The sequence below is a fragment of the Streptomyces sp. WAC00040 genome, assembly GCF_056835925.1.
On sequence record NZ_JAKQZE010000003.1, the window covers coordinates 152,922 to 177,758 of the forward strand.

At 71.3% G+C, this 24,837-nt stretch carries 22 protein-coding genes and 1 pseudogene; 13 read left to right on the top strand and 10 right to left on the bottom strand.

All coding sequences use genetic code 11. The annotated features are described in order from the left end of the window. Positions 1-69 precede the first annotated feature (69 nt). The 3 genes from MDN94_RS26145 (at position 70) to MDN94_RS26155 (ending at position 4,423) form a co-directional block, all read left to right on the top strand. Positions 70-2,967 (top strand): ATP-binding protein, encoded by a 2,898-nt coding sequence (locus tag MDN94_RS26145; protein ID WP_482728354.1) that lies wholly within the window; start codon positions 70-72, stop codon positions 2,965-2,967. Positions 2,968-3,207: 240 nt separating this feature from the next. Next, positions 3,208-3,372, top strand: coding sequence for a hypothetical protein (locus tag MDN94_RS26150; protein WP_482728355.1), 165 nt, complete (start codon positions 3,208-3,210; stop codon positions 3,370-3,372). Positions 3,373-3,544: 172 nt separating this feature from the next. Then, positions 3,545-4,423 (top strand): trypsin-like serine protease, encoded by an 879-nt coding sequence (locus tag MDN94_RS26155; protein WP_482728356.1) that lies wholly within the window; start codon positions 3,545-3,547, stop codon positions 4,421-4,423. A gap of 33 nt (positions 4,424-4,456) precedes the next feature. On the opposite strand, the gene MDN94_RS26160 is transcribed toward MDN94_RS26155, so the two are convergent. The 3 genes from MDN94_RS26160 to MDN94_RS26170 all read right to left on the bottom strand — a co-directional run bounded on the left by MDN94_RS26160 (position 4,457) and on the right by MDN94_RS26170 (position 8,636). Further along, a complete protein-coding gene (locus MDN94_RS26160) occupies positions 4,457-5,554 on the bottom strand; it encodes a hypothetical protein (protein WP_482728357.1) in 1,098 nt (365 codons plus the stop codon). A 93-nt stretch (positions 5,555-5,647) separates the two neighbouring features. Next, a complete protein-coding gene (locus MDN94_RS26165; protein ID WP_482729086.1) occupies positions 5,648-7,309 on the bottom strand; it encodes a SpoIIE family protein phosphatase in 1,662 nt (553 codons plus the stop codon). Positions 7,310-7,538: 229 nt separating this feature from the next. Continuing rightward, the gene (locus MDN94_RS26170) at positions 7,539-8,636 is read right to left on the bottom strand and encodes an AraC family transcriptional regulator (RefSeq protein ID WP_482728358.1); all 1,098 of its coding nucleotides are present in this window, start codon (positions 8,634-8,636) and stop codon (positions 7,539-7,541) included. A 177-nt stretch (positions 8,637-8,813) separates the two neighbouring features. On the opposite strand from MDN94_RS26170, the gene MDN94_RS26175 reads away from it, so the two are divergent. Next, the gene (locus tag MDN94_RS26175; protein WP_482728359.1) at positions 8,814-10,892 is read left to right on the top strand and encodes a neutral/alkaline ceramidase; all 2,079 of its coding nucleotides are present in this window, start codon (positions 8,814-8,816) and stop codon (positions 10,890-10,892) included. A gap of 173 nt (positions 10,893-11,065) precedes the next feature. Continuing rightward, entirely contained in the window at positions 11,066-11,986 is a 921-nt protein-coding gene (locus tag MDN94_RS26180; protein ID WP_482728360.1) for a glutamate ABC transporter substrate-binding protein, read from the top strand. 144 nt (positions 11,987-12,130) lie between these two features. On the opposite strand, the gene MDN94_RS26185 is transcribed toward MDN94_RS26180, so the two are convergent. From MDN94_RS26185 to MDN94_RS26205, 5 genes are all read right to left on the bottom strand, one after another. After that, a complete protein-coding gene (locus MDN94_RS26185; RefSeq protein WP_441264694.1) occupies positions 12,131-12,559 on the bottom strand; it encodes a pyridoxamine 5'-phosphate oxidase family protein in 429 nt (142 codons plus the stop codon). A 204-nt stretch (positions 12,560-12,763) separates the two neighbouring features. Next, complete coding sequence (locus tag MDN94_RS26190) at positions 12,764-14,983, bottom strand: NADP-dependent isocitrate dehydrogenase (protein WP_482728361.1); 2,220 nt, start codon at positions 14,981-14,983, stop codon at positions 12,764-12,766. A gap of 175 nt (positions 14,984-15,158) precedes the next feature. Next, on the bottom strand, positions 15,159-15,311 hold the full coding sequence (locus MDN94_RS26195; protein ID WP_482728362.1) for a hypothetical protein: 153 nt from the start codon (positions 15,309-15,311) through the stop codon (positions 15,159-15,161). A gap of 209 nt (positions 15,312-15,520) precedes the next feature. Beyond that, positions 15,521-16,180, bottom strand: coding sequence for a response regulator (locus MDN94_RS26200; RefSeq protein ID WP_482728363.1), 660 nt, complete (start codon positions 16,178-16,180; stop codon positions 15,521-15,523). Between the two features lie 2 nt (positions 16,181-16,182). Next, positions 16,183-17,184 carry a HAMP domain-containing sensor histidine kinase gene (locus tag MDN94_RS26205; RefSeq protein ID WP_482728364.1) on the bottom strand — a complete coding sequence of 334 codons (1,002 nt, stop codon included), beginning with the start codon at positions 17,182-17,184 and terminating at the stop codon, positions 16,183-16,185. A 361-nt stretch (positions 17,185-17,545) separates the two neighbouring features. Here MDN94_RS26205 and MDN94_RS26210 point away from each other — a divergent pair, with 361 nt between their 5' ends. From MDN94_RS26210 to MDN94_RS26225, 4 genes are read left to right on the top strand one after another with little or no spacing between them, the layout of a single operon-like run. Continuing rightward, complete coding sequence (locus tag MDN94_RS26210) at positions 17,546-17,872, top strand: TraR/DksA C4-type zinc finger protein (RefSeq protein WP_482728365.1); 327 nt, start codon at positions 17,546-17,548, stop codon at positions 17,870-17,872. Positions 17,873-17,920: 48 nt separating this feature from the next. Further along, positions 17,921-18,286, top strand: a complete 366-nt coding sequence (locus tag MDN94_RS26215) for a TraR/DksA family transcriptional regulator (protein WP_482728366.1) — start codon at positions 17,921-17,923, stop codon at positions 18,284-18,286. After that, positions 18,283-19,107, top strand: a complete 825-nt coding sequence (locus MDN94_RS26220; protein WP_482728367.1) for a rod shape-determining protein — start codon at positions 18,283-18,285, stop codon at positions 19,105-19,107. The genes MDN94_RS26215 and MDN94_RS26220 overlap by 4 nt, the downstream gene beginning before the upstream one ends. Further along, positions 19,104-19,724: an Rv1733c family protein gene (locus MDN94_RS26225; protein WP_482728368.1), complete on the top strand. Its 621-nt coding sequence runs from the start codon at positions 19,104-19,106 to the stop codon at positions 19,722-19,724. Before MDN94_RS26220 ends, MDN94_RS26225 begins: the two co-directional genes overlap by 4 nt. A 140-nt stretch (positions 19,725-19,864) precedes the next feature. Here MDN94_RS26225 and MDN94_RS26230 read toward each other — a convergent pair whose 3' ends face one another. Next, positions 19,865-20,533 carry a CDP-alcohol phosphatidyltransferase family protein gene (locus tag MDN94_RS26230; protein WP_482728369.1) on the bottom strand — a complete coding sequence of 223 codons (669 nt, stop codon included), beginning with the start codon at positions 20,531-20,533 and terminating at the stop codon, positions 19,865-19,867. Positions 20,534-20,677: 144 nt separating this feature from the next. On the opposite strand from MDN94_RS26230, the gene MDN94_RS26235 reads away from it, so the two are divergent. Next, the gene (locus MDN94_RS26235; protein ID WP_482728370.1) at positions 20,678-21,247 is read left to right on the top strand and encodes an SRPBCC family protein; all 570 of its coding nucleotides are present in this window, start codon (positions 20,678-20,680) and stop codon (positions 21,245-21,247) included. Between the two features lie 58 nt (positions 21,248-21,305). Here the strand turns inward: MDN94_RS26235 and MDN94_RS26240 are convergent. After that, positions 21,306-21,524 (bottom strand): annotated as a pseudogene (locus MDN94_RS26240) (DUF3179 domain-containing (seleno)protein); the annotation flags it as partial. Between the two features lie 259 nt (positions 21,525-21,783). Between MDN94_RS26240 and MDN94_RS26245 the strand changes: the two are divergent. From MDN94_RS26245 to MDN94_RS26255, 3 genes are all read left to right on the top strand, one after another. Further along, on the top strand, positions 21,784-22,242 hold the full coding sequence (locus MDN94_RS26245; RefSeq protein WP_482728371.1) for a MauE/DoxX family redox-associated membrane protein: 459 nt from the start codon (positions 21,784-21,786) through the stop codon (positions 22,240-22,242). Positions 22,243-22,397: 155 nt separating this feature from the next. Further along, a complete protein-coding gene (locus MDN94_RS26250; RefSeq protein WP_482728372.1) occupies positions 22,398-23,966 on the top strand; it encodes a radical SAM protein in 1,569 nt (522 codons plus the stop codon). Then, complete coding sequence (locus MDN94_RS26255) at positions 23,963-24,754, top strand: class I SAM-dependent methyltransferase (protein WP_482728373.1); 792 nt, start codon at positions 23,963-23,965, stop codon at positions 24,752-24,754. The genes MDN94_RS26250 and MDN94_RS26255 overlap by 4 nt, the downstream gene beginning before the upstream one ends. Positions 24,755-24,837: the final 83 nt, after the last annotated feature.

Below are 24,837 nucleotides of genomic sequence, written 5' to 3' on the forward strand. Positions count from 1 at the left end.
ATGGTCGCAAAGAGTATCACCCGACCCCTCTGACCGTACACTCGGCGGCACGCGTTTGAGGGGCCAGATGTGACACAGGTCGTGGAGCAGCAAGGATGGGATGACCAGCCCATTCTCGAACGGGAATCCGAAGTCCGCGCGATCCGGCGTGCGTTGGACCAGTTGTACGGATCCTCGGCCAACGGCTCGGGTGTGCGACGGGGCGGGGTGCTCGTCTTCGCAGCACCAGCCGGACTGGGCAAGACCACCCTGCTCGCCGAAGCGCGCCGACACGCCACCGAACGCGGCTGCACGGTGCTGTCCGCGCGCGGCGGCGAGCAGGAGAAGCAGGTGCCGTTTCATGTGGTGCGCCAGCTCATCCAGCCCACGGTCGCCGCCATGAGCGAGGGCGAGCACCGCGAGATCCTGGGGCATTGGTACGGCATCGTCGCACCGGCGATCGGTCTGACCGTCCCGCAGGACGGTGCCGCACCTGACCCCCAGGGCGTGCGCGACGGTCTCGACTGGGTCGTCACCCGACTGTCGGTGCGCTCCACGCCCGTCGTGCTGATCCTCGACGACGCGCACTGGGCAGACGCGGAATCCCTCGCGTGGCTCACCGCCTTCGCCACACGCGCCGAGCATCTGGGGATGCTGATCGTCGTGGCCTGCAGGCCGGATGAGCTCCCTCCCGACGCCACCGTGCTGCACACCCTGGCCTCACGCCACGGGGCACGCCCGCACCAGCTGGAGCCCCTCACATCGAGTGCGGTGGCGCACATGGTGCGCAGCGCCCTCGGCGACGGCACCGACGACCTGTTCTGCCGGGAATGCTGGACGATCACCGGTGGAAACCCGTTCGAGGTCGTCGAGCTCACCGCGAAGGCCCGCGAGCGTGGCCTGAAGCCACAACGGGACAACATTCCCCACCTCCGTGATCTCGCTTCGGCCGTCAAGGGCAGCGGGCTCATCGAACGGCTCGAACAGCTCGGTCCCTCCACCGTCCGGCTCGCTTGGGCCGCAGCGGTGCTCGGCACCGGTATTTCCACCAGGATCGCAGCGAGCGTCGCCGCGCTCGGCGACGCTCAGATCAACGAGGCCATCGACCAACTGCACGCAGCGCGCATCCTGACGGTCCTGACCACGGTGAATCGCGACGAGGTCGTGGAGTTCTTCCATCCGTTGATCGCCACCGCCGTGTACCGGTCCATCCGTCCGGGCGTACGCGTCGCCATGCACGGCATGGCGGCGAAGGCCGTGATCGACGCCGGCCTAGGCGCCGGAGCCGCCGCCCGCCACATGCTGGAGATGCACCCGGAAGGCGACCCATGGGTCGTGCAGCAGTTGCGTCGGGCCGCCCGAGAAAACTTCTCCGCAGGAGCCCCCGACGCCGCCCGCCGCTATCTGGCCCGCGCTCTGCGTGAACCGCCGATTCCCGAGGACCGGGCCCAAGTGCTGTTCGAACTCGGCTCGGCCGGTCTGCTCCATGAACCCACAACCACCGTCAACCACCTGCGCGCCGCGCTGGAAGAGCCCGAGATCGAGCAGGGCCTGCGGGAAGCCGTCGTCTACCGGCTCGCCCAAGCCCTCGCCCACACCGGCAAGTTGGCCGAGGCGACCGAACTCCTCGCGGACGAGGCCCGCCGCACCGCCAGCGCCCGCACCAAACTTCGTATGCAGGCCGAGCAGTTCAAATGGAATGCGGTCCGTATCGACGAGCAGGACTCACCGGCCCGCTCCCGGCTGCTGGCCCAGCTCGCCAAGCGCCTGACCGGCCACAGCCTCGCCGAACGCCACATCCTCGGGCTGCGGGGCTGGGACTGCGTCATGCGCGGCGAACCCTCCGCCAGGGCACTGCAGTGCGCGGAACGGGCTCTGGACGGCGGTCTGAGCTGGACCGACCAGGACTTCGGGTTCGAGGTGCCGGCCGTCATCGCTCTCACCCTCATGTACTGCGATCAGCCGGGCAGGGCCGAAGAGCTGTTCGGCGATGCCATCACCGAGTTCGAAGCACGAGGATGGCGCGGCGCGCACCTGTCCTTCGCCTATACCCTGCTCGGCTACGTCCGTTACCGGCGGGGACGGCTCACCGAAGCGGAGGACTTCGTACGCCAGGGACTTGAGATCGCCGACCGGGTGGGGCGCGGAATCCCCGCCCAGTGGCAGGCGGTCGGCACGCTCATCGAGACCCAGCTCGCCCACGGAGACACCGCGGAGGCCCAGCGCGTTGCCGAGGCCTACGGCTTCGGAACGGACTTCCCCAACTCGGTCATCTATCCCGACCCCCAAGCCGTGTGGGGAAAGCTCCTCCTGGCCCGCGGCATGAACGACGAGGCCGAGCGGCAGCTCGCCGAAGCCGGCCGGCGCCTCGACAGCCGAGGCACACGCAACCCCGCGTGGAGCCCCTGGCAACTCGACCTCGCCCTGGCGCAGGCCAAGCATTCACCCGAGAAGGCCCGTGCCACCGCAGAGGAGGCGGTCGCGCGAGCCCGCGCGTTCGGCACCGCCGGCGTCATTGGTCACGCACTGCGCGTCCAGGCGGCGACCACCGACCCGGTCGAGGCGGTCGTCCTCCTCCAGGAAGCGGTCGAGCACCTCGAGAAGTCGCCGGCCGCGTACGAACTCGCCCACGCGCTCATCGACCACGGCACCGCCCTGCATGCCCTGGGCAACCTGGAGCGCGCCGCCCATCAGCTCTACTCCGGCATGGAAGCCGCGACCGGCTGCGGCGCCGACGCCCTCGCAAGCCGCGCACGGGCCGAGCTCGCCGCCGCCGGACTGCGCCCGCGTCGCCGCCGGGCCACGGAACAGGACACCCTTTCCGAAGCGGAGAGCGTGGCAGCGCGCCACGCCGCGCTCGGACTCGGCAACGCGGCGATCGCCGTTGAGCTCGGCACCGGCGAGGATGCCGTAGCGAAATTGCTGTCCGCGGTCTTCACCAAACTGGGAACCGACCGAGTGGGTCTGCGCGGCGCGCTCGGCATGTGACCGGGCCGCAGCCCGGGACGGCTCACGGTCCGGCCACGCACGTGCCGGCCGGGCCGACGCTGCGGGTGGGGCTGTATGGGTTGCCTCGGTCACGCTGCTTGATCGTCATGCTGGTCCCGCACTCGATCAACGGAGGACAGGAACGATTCGCCGGGGTACGGCACTGCCTCAAAGGACGGCGCGGCTTCTTACGACCTCGTGCGTGATCAGCGTGAGGTCGTGCCGGGGTAGCGGCTGGAGTTGATCTCCGGAACCAAGGCGAAGGGCGTCGCCTCCGGGCCGCTGCTCCAGGGATACGGGCTGACGCTGAAGACCACCACGGGCCCGGGTGGGCCGGGGAGCCCCGCGGGCGGGACCTGGGCGGCGGGCACCGTCTACGTCCCGGCGCTCTGGCAGCGCCTGTGACCGGCTGACCGACCGACCTCCCTTTTGAAGGAGCGCGCGCCCTGGCTGCGGGGCCACGGCACGCGATCCGCCGGTTTGCGGTGTCCGGGACTCTTGCCGTGCCGTGTCCGGCACGCTTCACTGTCGATCACCCCACAGGAGAGCAACCGTCCCTTGACCCGAAGGGTTTCCCTTGACTGCCCTGCCCGTACGCCTGACCGGCGTCAGCGCCGCCGCCTGCGCCATCGTCCTTGGCGTCGCCCTGCCGTCCTCGGCGATCAACTCGTACAACGCGACACCCGCTCCCGAGCGCACCGAGGTCGGAGCCCTCGTCGCCACCTGGGACGCCGACAACGACCCGGCGACGCCGGACCGGGTCGACTGGGTGTGCTCCGGCACGATGATCGACGCGGACACCTTCCTCACCGCGGCCCACTGCACCACCGACTGGCCGGAGAACGTGCGGTTCTACGTCTCCCTCGACCAGGACGTGCAGGCGGGTCTGGACCGGGCCGCCGCCCGGCACCCCGACGACCCGGCAGCCGTGGCGGACGCCGTTGCGGTCGAGGGCACCGCCCACAACCACCCCGGCTACCCGGGTCCGGCGGCGGACACCCATGACATCTCGGTAGTCGAGGTGCCGGCCGCGAAGATGCGGGCCCGCTGGTCCTTCACCCCGGCGGTGCTGCCGGAGGCCGGCGCCCTCGACACGCTCGGGACGCAGGGGCTGAACGACACCCCGTTCGTCGTCGCCGGTTACGGGACGCAGGAGGCCGTGCGCGCGCCGGGCGGCCACACCCACCCGGGCGGCGGCGTCCGGATGAAGGCCCCCGTCACCTTCGACGCGCTCAACAAGTCGTGGATACGCCTGGCCATGACCGCGCCCCAGGGCAACGGCGGGGCGTGCTACGGCGACTCCGGCGGCCCGAACTTCGCCACGCTGAAGGGCCGGCTGACCCTCGTGTCGACGACCATCACGGGCGACTCGCCCTGCTACGCCACCAATGTGACGTACCGTCTGGACGCCCCCGGCGCGAGGGCGTTCCTCTCCCCGTTCACCAAGCTGCCCTGACGCACTCCTGACGGGTGAGGTCGCGGACGGCGGTCACCAGTCGCCGTCCGCGACCGGCTTTCCCGGTGCGTCGCCGAGGGGCACGATCTGTCCCGGGGCCGGCGGCTGCCAGGGGTCGTGGTCGTCACCGAGCCAGTCGCCGACCGGCTGCACACCGCTCAGGGGGTCCGCCGGCGCCAGGTCGGCCGCGCTCTCGTCGTAGTACTCGTACCAGGGCAGTCCCGCACGCGTGTAGGCCGCGCGGTCGACGGGGGACGGTGGCGGCTCCTCGCCGGTGATGCGGCGCCACTCCGGCGGGGTCACCAGGTGGACGAACACCCGACCGGAGGGCTCGTCCGCCCAGTCGGAGAGACGCCGGTCGTCGCGGTAGACCTCCTGCCGCATGGAGCCGCCCACACCGAGGCCCATCGCGGCGGAGCGGGCCCGCGGCGGACCGCCGGGAGCGGCGGGCGCGGCGGGCGCGGCGGGCGGGGCCCCTCCGAAGGCAGGAGCAGCGGGCGGAGGCAGCGCCCCGTGGGCGGGAGCGCCGCCGGGCGGCGCGGCCGTCGGATACACCGGAGTGGCACGTGCGGCCCGTTCCGCGCGGACCCGCTCCTCCTCGCGCCAGGCCGCCAGCGCCGCGTCGGACAGACCGAACGCCTGGAGCTGCACGCCGCCCCAGGTCTCCTCGCCGGTGACCTGCCCCTCCACCGTGGCTCCCAGGCCGAGCGGGACGGCGACGAACTGACGCACCGTGCCCTTGCCCGAGTTGATACCGTCCAGCCACGGCTGGCGGGGCAGCACGACATAGTTCTGCGGCTTGCGGGTCAGTGTGCCGCGCCACGGCTTGCCGGAGACGGCGCACACCTTGCCGACGCCGACCTGGAGGGCGGCGGGCTCGCTGCTGCCCGCGAAGCTGAGCCACATCGCCTCGCGAAGATGGACCGGCAGCATCACGCCGCCGCGCTCGCGCATCCGGGGCGGCACGGCGCCGATGTGGTCCTCGACCCGCCGTACGGGGAACTCACCGAGCCCGGGCGGCAGTTGGTGCGTCCCCGATTCGGGCAGGCGGAGCGTCCTGATGAACCGGACCCTTACTCCCCCGCCCAGCAGCAGACTGTTTCCGTCGACGCGTACGGCGCTCGCGGCCACGGTGGACTCCCCTCTTCCCGGCGGTGTGCTCTGCGGGTAACACGAGCCGCTGCCCCCGCTGGTTCCACCGCGGGCAGCTGGGGCGGGGATCGGTCAGGCAGGGGGCACGATGTCCTGCTCGGCCCAGACGACCTTGCCCTCCGATGTCCGGCACGAACCCCAGCGCCGGCAGAGCATGTTGATGAGCTGCAGCCCGCGGCCGCCTTCGTCGTTGAGCGTCGCGTGCTGGATGACCGGCAGGTCGGGGCCGGTGTCGGAGACCTCGACGACGAGCCTTTCGTGGCGCAGGAGACGCAGCTGTCCCGGTCCGCCGCCGTAACGCAGGGCGTTGCCGACCAGTTCGCTGACCACGAGTGCGGTGGTGTCGGCGAGGCCGTCGAGGCCCCATCCGGCCAGCTGCTCCACCACGAGCCGGCGGGCGGCGGACGCGGCGGTGGCATCGGCGGGAAGCGGCCAGACGGCCACCTTCTCGCCGGCGCGCGCGTCGTGCGCCGTGGCGACCAGCATGACCGCTTCGTCGAAGCGTTTGTCCGGTCCCCAGTCGCCGGCCAGCAGCCCGCAGGACTGGAATACGGCAGGAGCGGCGCCCGACGCGGCCTTGCGCAGCCGTGCGAGCTGCACGTCGATGTCGGTCGCTCGGGTCTTGATCAGGCCGTCGGTGTACATCAGCAGCCGGCTCGCGGCGGGCAGGGTGACCTTCGCGGGGTCGTAGGGGATGACGCCGGCGCCCAGCGGGGCTCCCACCGGCACCTCGACGTAGTCGGCGTTGCCCGCCGCGTCGACGAGCAGGGGCGGCGGGTGGCCGGCCGTGGCGATGGTGCACACCCCGTTGGCGGGGTCGTACACCGCGCACAGGCAGGTGGCGACCTGGTCGTCCTCGAGGTCACGGGCGGCGAGGTCCATCCGGGCGAGGACCCGCTCCGGGACGATGTCCAGGGCGAGGAGGGTGCGGGCGATTGCGCGCAGCCGGCCCATGGTGGCCACGGCGGCGAGCCCGTGTCCCATGACGTCGCCGACGACGAGAGCGGTCCGGCCGCCGGGCAGCGCCATCACGTCGTACCAGTCGCCGCCGACGCCGCTCGCGTCGGCGGTCGGTGCGTAGTCGGCGCACACGTCGAGCCCGGGCGTCCGCGGCGTGGTGCGGGGCAGCAGGTTGCGCTGAAGGCTGACGACGTGTTCCCGCTCCCGCTTGTACAGGCGGGCGTTGTCGACGAAGACGGCGGCCCTGGAGGCCAGTTGCAGGGCGAGCGCGAGATCCGTGCGGGAGAACGGCGGCCTGCGGCCCGCCCGTACGAAGTCGGCGACGCCCAACAGCACCCCGCGGGCGATCAACGGAACCACCATGTAGCTGTGCACCCCGGCGGCGCGCATCTTCTCGGCGGCCCGTGCCGTGGGCGCCACCCGCGCGAAGTCGTCCCGGGCGAGCCGGCTCATGAGCACCGGCTGCCGGCGCATCAGGGCACTGACCGCGACCGTGTCCTTGTTGACCGGGGTCAGTTCGCCCACGGGGTCGGGCTCGAGCTCCATGAGCTCGGGAACGGCGGCGACGGCGATGGCCCGCATGACGGGCCGCTCGCCGGCGCTGCCCGGCCGGACGTGCTCGCCGCGCAGCGCGGATTCCAGAAGGTCGATGGCGGCACCGTCGGCGAGGCGGGGCACGACGAATTCGGCGAGTTCCTGGGCTGTCCGTTCCAGGTCGAGCGTGGTGCCGATCTCGGTACTGGCGTGACTGAGCCATTCGAGGCGGTTGTGCATGGTGAACCGTTCGGCCAGACCGGCCGCCCGGCGGCGCAGCGTCGATCCTCCGGTCCGCCGCCCCCATCCCGGATGTCTCACCGCACCGCCTTCCCTGCCGTCGCTGGATCAAGTATGGGGCGGGTGACTGCTGTGCGCCCCCGGACTTACGGTGCCCCATCCGGAGCCGGGGGCCGAGCCGCCCGCGGGCAGCCGGACGGACCGGACAGAGCGGGCGCGACTGGCGGACTCACGGGCGGCGGGCCGCTGATCCCCGCAGCGCGGAGGGGCTGGTACCGAACCAGCGGGCCACGGCGCGGCGCAGGGTCCGGGCGTCGCTGAAGCCCAGCATGGCCGCGATCCGGTGCAGCGGGAGGTCGCTGGTCGTCATCAGTTCCTCCGCCCGTACGAGCCGGACCGAATCGACGAGCGCCTCGTAGCTGGTGCCGTCCTCCGCCAGTCTTCTGCGCAGCGTCCGCTCACTCATGCCGCGTGCCAGGGCCTGCTGGGCGAGAGGGGGGACGTGCGGCAGGCCGCGGGCGACGGACACCTCCAGCCCCTGCACCAGGTCCTGCCGCTGCCGGCGGCGGGTGCGTGCCGCGTCAAGGAGCTCGACCACCTGTGCCAGGGTGTACGCGTCTGCGCCGGGCAGCGGGCTGTTGAGACACTCCGACCCGAAGACGATCCGGTCGTCAGGCGCGCCGAAGGTGACGGGACAGCGGAAGTACCGTTCGTACTCGTCGCCGTACGGCGGGCGGTCGTGCCGTACGGCGAGAAAGTGCGGTGCGAACTCCTCGTGCCAGGCGTCCCTGATCAGGGCGACGATGCTGCCGAAAGCCTCTTCGAGGAGGAAGGCCCGCAGGCCGGAGTCGGTGTACCGGACGGTCGCGAGGATGGCGGCGCCGTCCGGCACCGGTTCCATGCGGTGGTCGAGCATGGAACCGGTGACTCCGTGGTGGCGGACGCCGAGACGCAGGGCGTCGTGGAGGGTCGGGCTCGCCTGGAGGCCGAGGCCCACCAGTCCCCACGCGGTGACTCTTTGGCGGCGGCCGACGGCGAGGCCGAGCGCGGGATCGCCGAGGTCCCGCATTGCCTCCCTGATCACGGAGCTGCCCTGACGGTAGGACACCCGCTGGCCGACCGCGCTGAGGGCGGCCTCGCTCAGGCCCGCACGGCGCAGGGAAGGGCCGAGGTCGTGCCCTCGTTCCGCCGCCACGAGGGTGAGGTAGCGCAGCAGATGGGGCGTGATGGTGGCGGACCCGTACAGCGGGTCCGCCAGTCGGGCGGTGAGCGGAGCGCCCGACGGCCGGCGGGTGCGCTCGGCGGGTACGGGTTCGTGCGACGGCATCGGCTCACCTCCGGGCCGCCACTGTAGGGATTTCGGCCGCTGGAGGACAGGCCGGTGGCCGCTGAAGTCCCGTTACTGGCCGGTTGGGTCCTCTCCCCCGGCCGCCCACCGCCCTTACCGTCGGTCACACCTGTCACCGACGGCACCGGTTCCGGTATCCGGCACGAGGGAGAAGGCATGCGGTTCCCCACAACCAGCCCGAAGGCGCTCCCTCTACTGCTCGCGGGGTCGCTCGGCGCCCTGGTCCTGGCGGCCGTTCCGGGAGCGGCACCGGCCGGCGGGGCCCCGGCGTCCGGCTCGGCGGCGCCGGAGCCCACGACCTACCTGGTCGGCCGGGGCATATCCGATGTCACCGGAGAGGCCGCAGAGGTGGGCATGATGGGCTACTCGAGCTTCGAGCAGAAGGCGTCGGGCATCCATCAGCGGCAGCGCTCCCGGGCGTTCGTGGTCGCCGACCGGACCAGCGGGAAGCGGGTCGTCTACGTCAACGCCGATCTGGCCATGATCTTCCAGGCCGTGCAGCAAGGGGTCGTCGCCGGCCTGAAGGCGCGCTACGGCTCGCTCTACAGCGAAGAGAACGTGCTGCTGTCCGCGACACACACGCACGCCGGATCGGGCGGCCACTCGCACCACCTCGCGTACAACCTGGCCTCTCTCGGATTCCAGAAGGACACCTACCGGGCGATCGTCGACGGGATCGTCGAATCGGTGGCCGAGGCCCATGAGGACCTCGCACCGGGCACCATCACCCTCGGCAGGGGCGAGTTGGGCGACGCGAGCGTCAACCGGTCGAAAACGGCCTTCGAGAAGAATCCGGCAGGCGACAAGGCGGCCTTCCCCGGCGCGATCGACCCGGCGATGACCGTGCTGCGCTTCCGCCAGGGCGACCGCGACATCGGCGCCATCAGCTGGTTCGCCACGCACAACACCTCGCTCACCAACAAGAACACACTGCTCAGCCCGGACAACAAGGGCTACGCGGCGTACGAGTGGGAGCACGACGACCAGGGTGTGCGCTACCTGGAGAACAAGGAGGGCTTCGTCGCGGCGTTCCCCAACACCAACGCCGGTGACATGTCGCCCAATCTGAACCTGAAGCCGGGCTCGGGCCCGACAGAGGACGAGTTCGAGAACACCCGGATCATCGGCGACCGGCAGTTCCGCAAGGCGCAGGAGATCTACGACGCCGCCGCCGTCCCGCTCAGCGGCGGTGTCGACTCCCGGATGCGATTCGTGAACATGGAGCAGGTGACCGTCGACGGGAAGTACACCCCCGACGGCAAGGAACACCGCACCTGTCCGGCCATGGTGGGCGCCTCGACGCTCGCGGGCAGCGTGGAGGACGGGCCCGCGATCCCCGGCTTCACGGAGGGCATGAACAGCCCGGTGGCGAAGCTGCTGGAGCCCTTCGACATCGACCCGCCCGAGTGGCTGGTGAGCTGCCAGTACCCGAAGGCGAACTTGGTGCCCACCGGCCTGGTCAACGCGGTCACGCCGACGACGCCCACGGTCCTTCCGGTGCAGATCGTCAAGATCGGCCAGTTCTACCTCGTTGCCGGCCCGGCCGAGTACACGATCGTCTCCGGCCTGCGCATCCGCCGTACGGTCGCCCAGGAGCTGGGCGTACCGCTGGAGAACGTGCTGATGCAGGGCTACGCGAACGCCTACAGCCAGTACGTGACCACGCCGGAGGAGTACGACCTCCAGCAGTACGAGGGCGGTTCGACGCTCTACGGCAGGTACACCCTGCCCGCCCACCAGCAGGAGTTCGCCTCGCTCGCGGCCTCGCTCAGGGACGGCACCACCATCGGCCGCGGCCCCGCGCCGGCCGACCATTCGGACCGTCAGACGACATTGCAGACCGGCGTGGTGATGGACAACCCCCCGACGGGCAGGAAGTTCGGCGACGTGCTGGCCGAGCCGGCCGAGTCGTACGGGCAGGGGGCCACCGTCACCGCCGAGTTCGTGACCGGCCATCCGAAGAACAACCTGCGCCGTGGCGGCACGTTCCTCGAGGTGCAGCGGCTGGTGGACGGCCGGTGGGTCCGCCGGCTGGACGACGGCGACTGGGACACCACGTACCGCTGGGTGCGGCTGAACGGCGTGACCGGCACGTCCAAGGCGGTCGTCACCTGGAAGGTGGCCCCGGGGACGCCGGAGGGGACGTACCGCATCGTCCACTTCGGTGACTCCAGGAGCCTGTTCGGCAGGATCACCGGTTTCAGCGGTGCCACCCGGCCCTTCAGGGTCGGCTGAACCGCGCCCCACGGGCGCGCCCCGCGGCACGATCGCCGGGGCGCGCCGCGGGCGCGGGCCTGGTACGCCCGGCCGTATCCGGAATGTGATGCTCAAGTTCAGCTCAGATGTAATGACACTCGGACCATCGACTCCTTACTCTCCTCGCAAAATCGAGTGAAGGATGTCGCACCATGAAGGCCTACAAGTCCGCCGCCGCGGCGATCACCGTGCTCGCGGTCGCACTCACCGCAACCGCGTGCGGCGGCGGCTCCGACAGCGCCGGTGACGGTCCCACCCTGCAGGCGAAAGCCGAGGACCTGCCCAAGCTGCCCACCTACAAGGTCGCCACGGGTGTCGACATCGACTCGCCGACGCTGGAGAGGGCGCAGAAGGCCGGAAAGCTCGTCATCGGCGCCAAGAACGACCAGCCCTTCCTCGGTTTCGAGGACGAGAAGGGCAACCGGTCCGGCTTCGACATCGAGATCGCCAAGATGATCGCCGCGGACCTCGGCTTCTCCGCCGACATGATCGAGTTCAAGACGGTGGACACCGGCGTCCGCGAGGCGGCGATCTCGAACGGAGAGGTCGATCTGTATGTCGGGACGTACACGATGAACGAGGAGCGGAAGAAGAAGGTCGCCTTCGCCGGCCCTTACTACATGGCGGGCGCCGACCTCCTGATCCGCGAGAACGACCGGACGATCGCGGGACCCTTCTCACTGGAGGGCAAGACGGTCTGCTCGGCCAAGGGGTCGACCTCGCTCCGTGAGATCAAGAAGCCGGAGTACAACACCCGGACGGTCGAGACGCCCAAGTACACCGAGTGCGTCAAACAGCTGCTCGAGGGGAAGGTCGACGCCGTCACCACCGACGACGCCATCCTCAAGGGCTACGCCGCCCAGCACGCGGGCAAGTTGAAGGTCGTCGGCCAGCCGTTCACGGAGGAGCCGTACGGCATCGGCATGGCCAAGGGCGACGAGGCCCTGCGCGACGCCGTCTCCGACGCGCTCCAGGCCCACGACGAGAACGGCGACTACAAGCTGGCGTACGACGCGACGCTCGGCCTGTCGGGCTCCCACTACGTGGGACCGCCGATGGTCCAGCGCGACTGACCGCGCACACGCCGAACGGCCGCGGCGGGCGGCGGCGAAAGGCACCGCCCGCCGCGGCCGTTCATGTCCCGCCTCGCAGCGGCCGCTCACGCCACGTCCCGGATCCGCCGCGTGTTCGCTCCATGCCCCGCCGGTCGCCGCCCGTCATGCCTCCCCGAGGTCCGAGCTGATCCAGCGCTGCGGGCGCATCCGGATGACCAGTTGCTCGCCGTGCTCCTTCCAGGCGAAGTCGACATAGGCGTCGACCTTCGCGGGGTCGAGATAGCGGGCCGAGATCTCCACCAGCTGCTCCTTGGTGGCCGGGACGCTCTCGACGACCGGGCCCTCGACCGAGACGTAGCGGACCGTCGGCTCGACGCGGTCGACCATCAGGGTGAAGCGGCCGGCGGCCTCGATCGCCTTCGCCTTGCGGGAGTCGCGGGCGGTCATGACCCAGATGTCGCCGCCCGGTTCGTACTGGTACCAGATCGGCACCGTCAGGGGTGCCCTGCCGTCCTCCCCCGCGTCGACCGCCAGCGCGGCGACGAGCGGCTCTGCCAGGAACTTCTCTCGGTCCTCACGGCTGAGTGCCACGGGTGACTCCTTTGTGCGTCCACGGTCGGCCGCCGTCCCGGGCCGTGCCCGGCCGGCATGTCCTTCACGTCAACTGCGCTGCGGCACTGCCGTGTTCCCGGGTACGCCCTCGTGTGATCCCGTGCGGACGCAGGCCGCCCCGGCCGGGCACGAGTGCCGGCCGGGGCGGATGCGCGGGTGGCGGACGGTACGCCCGCCGCCGTGTCAGGCCAGGATCGCCAGAGCCTGGTTGAAGGTCTTCGACGGACGCATGACCGCCGCGGCCTTCTCCTCGTCGGGACGGTAGTAACCGCCGATGTCGGCCGGCGAGCCCTGCACCGCGATCAGCTCGTCGACGATGGTCCGCTCCTGCTCGCCGAGCGTCTTGGCCAGACCGGCGAACGCCTCCGCGAGCTGCGCGTCGTCGCTCTGCCGGGCCAGCTCCTGGGCCCAGTACAGGGCCAGGTAGAAGTGGCTGCCGCGGTTGTCGATGCCGCCGAGCCTGCGGCTCGGCGACTTGTCCTCGTTGAGGAACGTGCCGGTGGCGCGGTCGAGCGTGTCGGCGAGGACCTTGGCGCGGGCGTTGCCCGTGGTCGTCGCGAGGTGCTCGAAGCTCACGGCCAGCGCGAGGAACTCGCCGAGGCTGTCCCAGCGCAGGTAGTTCTCCTTGACGAGCTGCTGGACGTGCTTCGGGGCGGAGCCGCCGGCGCCCGTCTCGAACAGTCCGCCGCCGTTCATCAGCGGGACGACCGAGAGCATCTTGGCGCTGGTGCCGAGCTCCAGGATCGGGAACAGGTCGGTCAGGTAGTCACGCAGCACGTTGCCGGTGACGGAGATGGTGTCCTCGCCGCGGCGGATGCGCTCCAGGGAGAACGCGGTCGCCTCCACCGGCGACATGATCTCGATCTGAAGGCCCTCGGTGTCGTGCTCGGCCAGGTACGTCCGGACCTTCTCGATCAGCCGGGCGTCGTGCGCGCGGCTCTCGTCGAGCCAGAACACGGCCGGGACGCCGGTCGCGCGGGCGCGGGTGACGGCGAGCTTCACCCAGTCCTTGATGGGCGCGTCCTTGGTCTGGCACATCCGGAAGATGTCGCCGGCGCTGACGACCTGCTCCAGCACGGCGTTGCCGGCGGCGTCGACGACCCGCACGGTGCCGGTGACCGGGATCTCGAACGTCTTGTCGTGGCTGCCGTACTCCTCGGCCTTCTGCGCCATCAGACCGACGTTCGGAACCGAGCCCATGGTGGACGGGTCGAAGGCGCCGTTGGCACGGCAGTCGTCGATGACGACCTGGTAGACACCCGCGTAGCTGCTGTCCGGCAGCACGGCGACGGTGTCCGCCTCCTGGCCGTCCGGGCCCCACATGTGTCCGGAGGTGCGGATCATCGCCGGCATGGAGGCGTCGACGATGACGTCGCTCGGTACGTGCAGGTTCGTGATGCCGCGGTCGGAGTCGACCATGGCGAGGGCCGGGCCCTCGTTCAGCTCGGCGTCGAAGGACGCCTTGATCTCCGCGCCGTCGGCGAGCGACTCGAGGCCCTTGTAGATGCCGCCGAGGCCGTCGTTCGGGGTGAGGCCGGCCTTGGCGAGGGACTCGCCGTACCGGGCGAAGGTCTTCGGGAAGAAGGCGCGGACCACGTGGCCGAAGATGATCGGGTCGGAGACCTTCATCATCGTGGCCTTCAGGTGCACGGAGAACAGCACACCCTCGGCCTTGGCGCGGGCGACCTGCTCGGTGAGGAACTCGCGCAGGGCGGCGACGCGCATCACGGAGGCGTCGACGACCTCGCCGGGGAGCACGGGCACCGACTCGCGCAGCACGGTGGTGGAGCCGTCGTCACCCTTGAGCTCGATGCGCAGCGAACCGGCGTCGCCGATCACCACGGACTTCTCCGTGGAGCGGAAGTCGTCGGCGGACATCGTGGCGACGTTCGTCTTCGACTCGGCGGTCCAGGCGCCCATGCGGTGCGGGTGCGCCTTGGCGTAGTTCTTCACCGACGCCGGGGCACGGCGGTCGGAGTTGCCCTCACGCAGGACCGGGTTGACGGCGCTGCCCTTGACCTTGTCGTAGCGAGCGCGGATGTCGCGCTCCTCGTCGGTCTTCGGGTCGTCCGGGTAGTCCGGCAGCGCGTAGCCCTGCTCCTGGAGCTCGGCGACGGCGGCCTTCAGCTGCGGGATCGAGGCCGAGATGTTCGGCAGCTTGATGATGTTCGCCTCGGGCGTCTTGGCCAGGGCCCCGAGCTCCGCGAGCGCGTCGTCGATGCGCTGTCCTTCGGCGAGGTACTCGGGGAACTGCGAGATGATCCGTCCCGAGAGCGAGATGTCACGGGTCTCCACGGTGACACCGGCCGTCGATGCGTACGCCTGGATCACAGGCAGGAACGAGTACGTCGCCAGGGCGGGCGCCTCGTCAGTGTGCGTGTAAATGATGGTCGAGTCAGTCACCGGGTGCTCCGCTCTCCACGTCTGCAACATTGCTCGACATCAAGATATCCCGTGATCGCTCCCCACTCGACAGGGCCCTGCCGTGCGAGCCGCCCGACGGCCGGTACGGACGTCAGGGCGCGGTGGCGCACGTCACCGGCGGGCAGGATCGTGCGCCCGCCGGCGGTCGGCCGACCTAGCGCCCGGCCAGCACGTCGCTGAAGTCCATGACCCGGCCCATTTCCCGCAGGGTCTCCTCGGCGGTCCGCCGGACCTCCGCGGGAACGTCGCCACGCTCCTCCACCAGGTCCGCGTAGATCGGTGCCTCGGTACGGTCTGCGGAACTCATCTCGAACAGGGTCCTTTCACAGGGTTGGCCTCCTGCCGCGCCGACCGCGGCCGAGAGCAGTGACCGAGTGTAGGAGGTGGGGGCGGCGGCCCACTCGGCGGCCCTTCCTCGCGTCCCGGCCCCCATCCTGGGCGCCGGTGCAGGGCTGCCGTACCGGTCGGGGGTGTGCGGCCGGCAGGGTTCGAGAGGCGCCGAGGTGCGGAGCCGCGTCAGGGTTCGATGAGGCCGGCCCTGATCGCGTAGCGGGTCAGGTCGAGGCGGTCCCGCAGGCCGAGCTTGCGCAGCAGGTTCGCGCGATGGCGCTGAACGGTCTTGACACTGATGAACAGGGTCTCCGCGATGTCCTTGGAGGACTGGCCCTCCGCGACGAGTTTGAGGACCTCCTCCTCGCGAGCGGTGAGGATCTGGTCGGGCGTCTCGTGGCCCTGCCTGGCCCGGTCCAGGTAGTTGCGGATGAGAGCGGTGACCGCGCCCGGGTACAGGAACGGCTCCCCGCGCATCGCGGCCCGGCACGCCGCCAGCAGGTCCCGGTCCGCGACGGACTTCAGGACGTATCCGCAGGCCCCGGCCTTGAGCGCCTGGAAGAAGTACTGCTCGTTGTCGTACATCGTCAGCATGAGGATGCGCAGTCCGGGCTGGAGCGCGGCGAGTTCACGGGCCGCCTGAAGGCCGGTCATGCGGGGCATGGCGATGTCGAGGACGGCCAGATCGACGGTGTGGCTCCGGGCCATGGCGATCGCCTCCGCGCCGTCGCCGGCCTCCGCGACGACCCGCAGGCCGGGCTCACCGTCGAGGATCAGCCGCACGCCGCGCCGCACCAGGGCGTGGTCGTCGGCGAGCAGGATGCGGATCTCGTCGGAGTCGGGCACGGCTACGCCACCTCCTTCCCGGCGCGTTCCGTGCCGGCGGACTCCGCGGGGACGGGCGCGGAGCCCTCGGGCACGGAGAGGGAAACCCGGGTGCCGCCCGCGCCGCCCGGTGCGATCTCGAGGGTGGCGCCGATCAGCAGGGCACGTTCCCGCATGCCGCGGATCCCCGCGCCCTCGCGTGCGAGGCCGGTGCCGCGGCCGTCGTCGGCGATGCTCAGCACGACCGCGCCGGGTGTGCGGCGCACGGCGAGCCGGACGTGCTCCGCCTCCGCGTGACGAGCGATGTTGGTCAGGCCTTCCTGGGCGACGCGGTACAGCACCAGCTCCGACTCCCGTGCGAGCGCCGGAAGTCCGGGGTCGAAGTCGCGCTCGATGCGCAGTCCGGTGTGGGTGGCGAAGTCGGCGCTCAGCGCGGTGAGCGCGCTGACCAGGCCGAGGTCCTCCAGCACACCCGGCCGCAGCCGGCGGGCCAGCCTGCGCACCTCGTCGAGGCTTTCGCGGGTGGTCTCCTGCGCCTGCCGCACCTCGGCCCGCAGGGGCTCCGGGGACCGGTCGGCGACACGTTTCAGCGCGAGCAGCACCGCGGTCATGCTCTGGCCCACCTCGTCGTGCAGTTCCTGCGCGATGCGGCGGCGTTCGGCCTCCTGCGCCGACAGGGCGCGGGCGCTGCTGGTGGCGCGTTCGGTCTCCAGCCGCTCCAGCATGTCGTTGAAGGTGCTGATCAGTTCGGCGACGCCGCCCCGCCCGGGCGGCCCCGGCAGCCGATGGCCCGGCCGGAGCAGGTCGACGGTGGTCATGAGCCGGGTGAGCCGCTCCAGCGGGGCCAGTCCGATGCGCAGCAGGGCCGCGTTGGCGACCAGCATCACGCCGAGGCCGCCCACCAGGATGACGGCCTCGGTGAGCAGCACCGGGACCGATACGGTCACCGGCGCCCACAGCAGCAGCGCCGTCGCCAGGCCTAGGACCAGCGCGTTGAGGGCGAAAATCCGCCAGAACAGCGACACGGCGTACCGAACCTCCACAGTCTTCGCGGTGTGCCATCCACTATGGGTCACCGCCGGGCCCGGCCCGCACTCGGGGCGGCTCGGCCTGCCGCGCCACCGGAGCCTGTGCCGACCGGCAGCGGCAGCCGTCCGCGCCGGTCACCGAGCCGCGCGGCCCCGCACGCCATGCACTGCCGGACCCCCGATAAATGGGTGCTGGAACCGATGGTGCGGGCTCCGCGCACCGGTGATGGTTGCACCATGAACCCTTCGCCCTCCCGCCGACCGGCGGGAGCACGGGTTCCGCCGGCGGGACACCGGGTCCGCGAGCACACCGCGACGGGACTCCACGGCGTTCGACTCCCCTGGAAGGACTTCTCTCATGTCGCTCGACGCGGCCCGCTCCGATTCCCTTCCCGAACGTCTCACCGCCCACGAGGTCGGTCAGCGTCTCCAGCACGAGCGCAACTCCCGCCTCATGCAACTGGAGGCGATCGAGCGGGAGGGGAACGACGCGCCGCGCGAGCTGATGATCGCGCAGAAGACGTCCATCAAGCGGGTGCTGACGGAGATCGACGCGGCCTTCGCCCGGCTCGAGGCCGGCGGATACGGGCTCTGCCAGGAGTGCAGGCGGCCGATCCCCGTGGAGCGGCTGGAGATCCTGCCCTACGCCCGCTGCTGCGTCGGCTGCCAGCGCCGGGCGTCGTGACGGGCGCGCTCCCGGTCCTGTCCTTCTTGCACCTGGAGGGGTGACTTCGTGAACCACCGGATCGCCGACGCCGGCGCCGCGCCGCTCTCCGCCGACGACCTTGCGGCGCTGCGCGCGAGCCTGAAGGAGCAACGTGCTTTCCGTCTGGAGCAGTTGGAGCGGTTCACCCGACCGTCGCGCGCCGGTGACGCGCTCCGCCGGCGGTCGGCCTCTCAGCTTGAGGTCCAGGTGAAGCTCAGCGCGTCCGCGCGGATGGTCCTGTCCGACGTGGAGGCCGCGCTGGAACGCATGGACCAGGGCCACTACGGCGTGTGCCACGTGTGCTCGCGTCCCATTTCGCTTGATCGCCTCACCGTCGTGCCGCAGGCCCGCTACTGCGGGCGCTGCCCGCGGGACGGGGAGGCGGGACGGTGACCGGCTTCGGCGTCCGGCCCGGCGGGCACCGTCGAACGGCTCGGCCGGTGTGCCGGGTCTGCCCGCGCTTCGCCATCGACCTCGGCAGTTCCCGCACCCGGGCCTGGTCCCCGGGCCGCGGTGTCATCCTCGACGTCCCTACGGTGACGTTCCCGGGCGCCGACGGGGTGTATCCCGTCCGTCGCGGTGACATCGTCGACGCCGAGGGCACCGCCCGGATGCTCGAGCGTCTGTTCCGGCGCCGTGTGTCCGCACTCAGCCGCCCGCTGATCGTCATCACCACCCCCGTGCTGGGCGGGCCCCGCTTCCGCAGCGCGGCTCTCACCGCGCTCGAGGTGCTGCGTCCCCGTACGGTCCTGACCGTCCCCACCGCGAAGGCCATCGCCCTGGGAGCGGGCGCGGACCTGGGCCGGCCGCTGCTCGTCGCGGACATCGGCGCGCATGTCACCGAGGTCGCGCTGCTCTGCGACGGCGAGGTGACGGACGCCTACCGGACGGCGCTGGGCACCGGCGACATCGGCGGCTCCGTGACCTTCCGCGACATCACCGGGGCGGTCGCCGCCATGGTCACCGACATGCTGCGGCTCGACGAGTCCGAGCAGACCCTGGACGCCCTGGGGCGGGGCCTGCTTCTGGCGGGCGGTGGCGCGCTGCGGCCGGAGTTCACGTACGACCTCACCCGGAAGTTGCGGGTCCCCGTCCAGCCCCTTCCCGCACCGCACACGGCGGCACTGCGGGGGGCCTCGCACGTCCTGGAGTCGGCCCACCGCCATCCGGCGACCCACGCGGAGGAACAGGTGCCGGGGCGGGGGGCGACATGACCGCCCCGGAACCGCGGGCGCAGCCGCCGCCCGTGCGGGCACGCGCAGGGCTGCGGCGGTGGCGGCGCAGCCCCTTGCGTCGCCGCTCCGACGTGCTGCAGGCGTGGACCGGGCTGGTGCTGGCTCTGGTGGTACCGGCGGCGGCCCCGACGGTCACAGTGATCGTGCACAACTCGGTGCACGGTTCGCTGCGGGCGGACGCCGCGGCCGACGCCCGCTCGCGGGCTCCCGTCGACGCCGTGCTGGTGCGGGATGCTCCCCGCCATCCGGAACCCGGCTCCGAGGAGGCCCGGCACACGCTGTATCCGGTCGAAGTCCGCTTCTTCGGCCCCGACGGGCGGCCGCGCACGGGAGAGGCCGAGGTCCGGCCCGGTCTGTCCGCCGGCAGCACCGTCCGCGTCTGGCGCGACGCCGAGGGGCGGCTGGCCGATCCGCCCATGACGGCGGGTGAGATCCGCAGCCGTGCGCTGGGATGGGCTGCCACGGCGGGCGTGGCGATCGCCCTCACGGGCGCGGGCGCCTACGGCGTGGTGGCGACGGCGCTGGACAGACGGCGCGACGCGGGATGGGAGAGGGCCTGGGCCGACACCGCTCCCCGGTGGACGGCATCGGCGTGAGGATGCGGAACGGAGGCGCCCTGAGGGGGTTCGTCCCGCACTGCGACAGGGGTGCGCGGAGCGATCAAGCCGGTCATCGAGGTCTGCGACTTCTACGGCACCGTGCCGTGGCATCCGACCCCGCGCGAGGCACAGGACGGTCAGCGGGTGAGGTGGCGGAACGCGACGACCGCCTGGAGGGCTGCGGCCGGCCGCAGCAGGACGGGGCGTGGCCGCTCGGGCACAGTGCCGCGGCGCAGCGCAAGGCCGGTGACGGCGGCGATGGGAAGCGCCCAGGCGGCGACCGCGGCCGTCCGGACGGTGCGGCTGGGTTCGTGACGCAGGGTGAACCACATCCAGTACGCGGCGTCGGCGAAGGTGTCGGCGTACTCCCCGAAGGGGGAGACCGCGCCTTGGTGGCGGGCGAGGTGTCCGTCGGCGAGATCGAGGCCGATCGCCAGCAGCCCGGAGGCGCGTCCGGCGCCGCCGGGCAGGGCGGGGAGGTTGCCGCGCAGCAGCGTCAACGCGTCCGCGGTGGTAAGGCGGGTGCGGTGCTCCAGCGTCCCGAGGTGGAGCACGGCGAGCGCCCAGCTGGTGGTCACCCACCGCCGCCCGGGCCGGCGGCCGTCGGCCAGCGCGTACAGCACGCCGTGCAGGGCGGTGAGCTCGACAAGCGCCCTTGGCCGCCGGGCGGCCTGGCGCAGGGACCGGCGGGCAGCGCGGCCGAGGAAGCGGACGACGGCCGCCGGTGCGAGATGCGCTGCACGCAGATCCGCCAGCAGCACGTTCGTAGCGGCGCGACTGTCGGCGAGATCGGCTACGGACTCCACGCGCCTACCTCCTCCACAAGGTGATGACGCCGACAGTACGGGCCGACGCACCCGGAGGAAGGTGAGCGTGCTCCCTGGTCGCCCGGGAGACCCGTCCTACCGTCGGTGAGGAGAACAGGACGGACGCGTGGAGAGGTCTGGGCGATGGTGTGGATCGGTGCTCTTACAGGGGCGGTAGTGGCGGGCACGGGCGCTGTGGCGGGGTATCTGGGGCTGGTGACAGGGGCGCTTCCGCTGGACGTGGGCGTGGGGCGGCGCACCCGCCCGCTCGGGCCGCAGACCGTCGACGTCGCGGCCCCGCGCGAGGTGGTGTTCGACGTCATCGCCCAGCCGTATCTGGGGCGTTCCACGCGGGCGATGCGGGAGAAGGTGCTCGTGCTGGAGCGGGGTTCGGACATGGTGCTCGCCGCCCATCACACCTCGGTCGCGGGCGGACGGGTGACGGCGACGACGGTGGAGACGGTGCGGTTCACCCGCCCCGAGCGGGTCGACTTCCGCCTGGTGCGCGGGCCGGTGCCCGCCGTCACCGAGTCGTTCACCCTCACCGAACACGAATCCGGTACGCGGGTGGTGTACGAGGGTGACCTCGCCACCGATCTGTGGCGGGCCGGGCAGTGGTGGGGCGGCCTGGTCGCCCCCCGGTGGGAGGCGGCGGTTGCCGCGTCCCTGGCCTCGGTCCGGCAGGAGGCCGAGCGGCGCGCGGCCCTGACGTGAGCGGCTCACCGGACCGCAGCGGCCGGCCGTCAGGTGTGACGTGCGGGTCGGCGACGATGTCGTGCCACACAAGGACCAGCTGCGGGTACGCCCTCACCTCGCCGCGGTACTCCGGGCCGAAGACCGGATAGTCGTCGTCGAGGAAGCCGGCCTTGCTCGTATGGACGAACCGGGGCTTGTCGATGGAGGGGATGCCGTCCCTGCCGGACCCACCGGACACCGCAGAGCCGCCGAGCGCCTCCGGTGAGGGGTCCTGACCCGGCCGTACGGTCGTCACCGGGTCGGAGGGCCGTCGGACGCCAGTTCCCGCCGAGGATCCCCCCGCCTGCGAGCGCAAGGCTGATGGCGCAGACTACGGCCCCGCCCTTGAGCATCCGTCGCCGTGCAGGGCGCGGAGGTTTCCGATCGTTCTGACCGTTCACCTGGCACCTCCCGAACCCACTGGGACTCGTACTGCCGATCGTGCCCCGTGCCGGGCGGCGCTTCGGTGAGCGCGCTTACAGTCCTCGCCCGCCTTGGCGGCCTACCGTCGGATCATGGTGCCGCGGATCGTGCTCGGGACGGTGTACACGGCGATGGCGATCGGCCAGCTCGCCTCCTTCGGGCACATGCCCGGGATTCTGGCCGCGTACGGGCTGGTGGACGTCGCCGCCGCGACCGCGATGGCCGTGGCACTGATCGCGGGGGAGCTGGTGGCCGGCGTCTGGTTCCTGGCGCGCCCGCGGTCGAAGGCCCTGGCGCCGGTGTGGGTGTACACGGGTGTATCGGTGGTGTGGACGGTGCTGGCCGTACAGGCGTACGCGCGGGGGCTGACGGTGGACAACTGCGGCTGTTTCGGCATCCACCTCACGCAGCGGCTGAGCTGGTTCGTTCTCGTCCAGGACGCCCTGACACCGCTCTACGCGGGCATCCTGACCCGCTCCGCCCACCGGTCGCCCGCCCCGCTGCCCTCCGACGAAGGGGAGGAGGCGAGCCGTGAAGTCCGCCTCCCGTGAACGGTCCGGTCTCGGCGGCCTCGCAGCGGTCGTAGGTGCCGGGCTGCTGATGGTGGTGTGCTGCGCGGGTCCCGGCCGAGCCTCAGCCGCACGAAGAAGTCGATCCGGACGGCGACGTCCGCTGAACCAATCCCCCATGGCAGAGGAGTTCCTCGATGACGCAGGCACCGGCGCCGAGGCGCAAGGCGGACCGGGACGAGGTGTTCGTGGAGTTCACCAAGTCGGTCTGTCCGCTGTGCAAGTCACCGGTCGACGCGCAGGTCAACATCCGCGCTGACAAGGTATACCTGCGTAAACGCTGCCGTGAGCACGGCGAGTTCGAGGCGCTGGTGTACGGGGACGCGGAGGAGTACTTGTCCTCGGCGCGGTTCAACAAGCCCGGCACGATCCCTCTGACGTTCCAGACCGAGGTGAAGGACGGCTGCCCCTCGGACTGCGGGCTGTGCCCGGAGCACAAGCAGCACGCCTGCCTGGGCATCATCGAGGTCAACACCGGCTGTAACCTGGACTGTCCGATCTGCTTCGCCGACTCCGGGCACCAGCCCGACGGCTACTCGATCACCCTTGAGCAGTGCGCGACTATGCTCGACGCCTTCGTCGCCTCGGAGGGCGAGGCGGAGGTGGTGATGTTCTCCGGCGGAGAGCCCACCATCCACAAGTACATCCTCGACTTCATCGAGCTCGCCCAGGCCCGCCCGATCAAGAACGTCAACCTCAACACCAACGGCATCCGCCTGGCCACCGACAAGAACTTCGTCGCCGAACTCGGCAGACGCAACCAGGTCCCGGACCGCTCGGTGAACGTCTATCTCCAGTTCGACGGCTTCGACGAGCGCACCCATCTGGAGATCCGGGGCCGGGACCTGCGCACGTTCAAGCAGCGGGCGCTGGACAACTGCGCGGAAGCCGGGCTGACCGTCACCCTGGTCGCGGCGGTCGAGCGCGGCCTGAATGAGCACGAGCTCGGGGCGATCATCGAGTACGGCATCGACCATCCTGCTGTACGGTCCGTGGCGTTCCAGCCGGTCACCCACTCCGGCCGGCACGTCGAATTCGACCCGCTCAACCGGCTCACAAACCCCGACGTCATCCGGCTGATCAACGCCCAGCGCCCTCGCTGGTTCCAGAAGGGCGACTTCTTCCCCGTACCGTGCTGCTTCCCGACATGTCGCTCCATCACCTACCTACTGGTGGACGGCGAACCGGGAAACCGCACCGTCGTACCGATCCCGCGGCTGCTGAACGTCGAGGACTACCTCGATTACGTCACCAACCGCGTCATGCCCGACACCGGCATCCGCGAGGCGCTCGAGAAGCTCTGGTCCGCCTCCGCCTTCATGGGGACCGAGACGACCGAGGAGAAGCTGCGGGCCACCGCCGAGGCCCTGGACTGCGCGGACGCCTGCGGAATCGACCTGCCGGAGGCCGTGAAGGACCTGAGCGACAAGACTTTCATGATCGTCGTGCAGGACTTCCAGGACCCCTACACCCTCAACGTCAAGCAGCTGATGAAGTGCTGCGTCGAGGAGATCACCCCCGACGGACGCCTCATCCCGTTCTGCGCCTACAACTCCGTCGGCTACCGCGAGCAGGTCCGCGCCGAAATGTCCGGCGTTCCCGTCGCCCCGGTGGCTCCGAACGCGCTGCCCCTCGCGGGCCGGCTGACGACCACCCCGTACGGCTCGAAGACCACCCGCACCCAGAGCGAGGAGCACCGGCCGTGAACCACGAGGAGATCAAGTCCTGCTGCGCGGACGCGTACTCCAACGACATCGTCGCGCTGCTGCTCGGAGACTCCTACCACCCCGGCGGCACCGCCCTCACCCGCCGCCTCGCCGACCGGCTCTCACTCACTCCCGGCGCGCGGGTCCTCGACGTCGCCTCGGGCCGCGGCACCACCGCGCTCCTGCTCGCCGACCTCTACGGGGTGCGGACGGACGGCGTCGACTACGCGCCGGCCAACACCGCCCTCGCTCAGGGAGCCGCCGAAGCCGCAGGGCTCACCGACCTGGCCGCCTTCACCACCGGCGACGCCGAGCATCTCCCGTACGACGACGGCGTCTTCGACGCCGTGGTGTCCGAGTGCGCGCTGTGCACCTTCCCCGACAAACCCAGGGCCGCAGCCGAGTTCGCCCGCGTCCTCGAACCCGGTGGACGCCTCGGCATCACCGACGTCACCGCCGACACCGACCGCCTCCCGCCCGAATTGCGCGGACTGACCGCCCGCGTCGCCTGCATCGCCGACGCCCGTCCGCTCGACGACTACGCCGAGCTCCTCGCCGCGGCCGGGCTTCGCATCCTCACCACGGAACGCCATGACGAGGCGATGATCCGCATGATCGACCAGATCCAGGCCCGCCTGGACCTGCTGCGCATCACTGCCTCGGACCGCCTCGCCGACGCCGGCGTCGACCTCGACGCAGCCCCGGCCGTTCTGGAAGCGGCCCGCTGCGCCGTCACCGACGGCGTACTGGGCTACGCCCTGCTGACCGCCGTGAAGTCATCACCCTGACGGCCGCGGCGATCTACCGCCGGGTACGTAAGCGCCCTCACATACCTGCATGTGCCTGCGTCCTAGCGTCAGCGACGAGAACG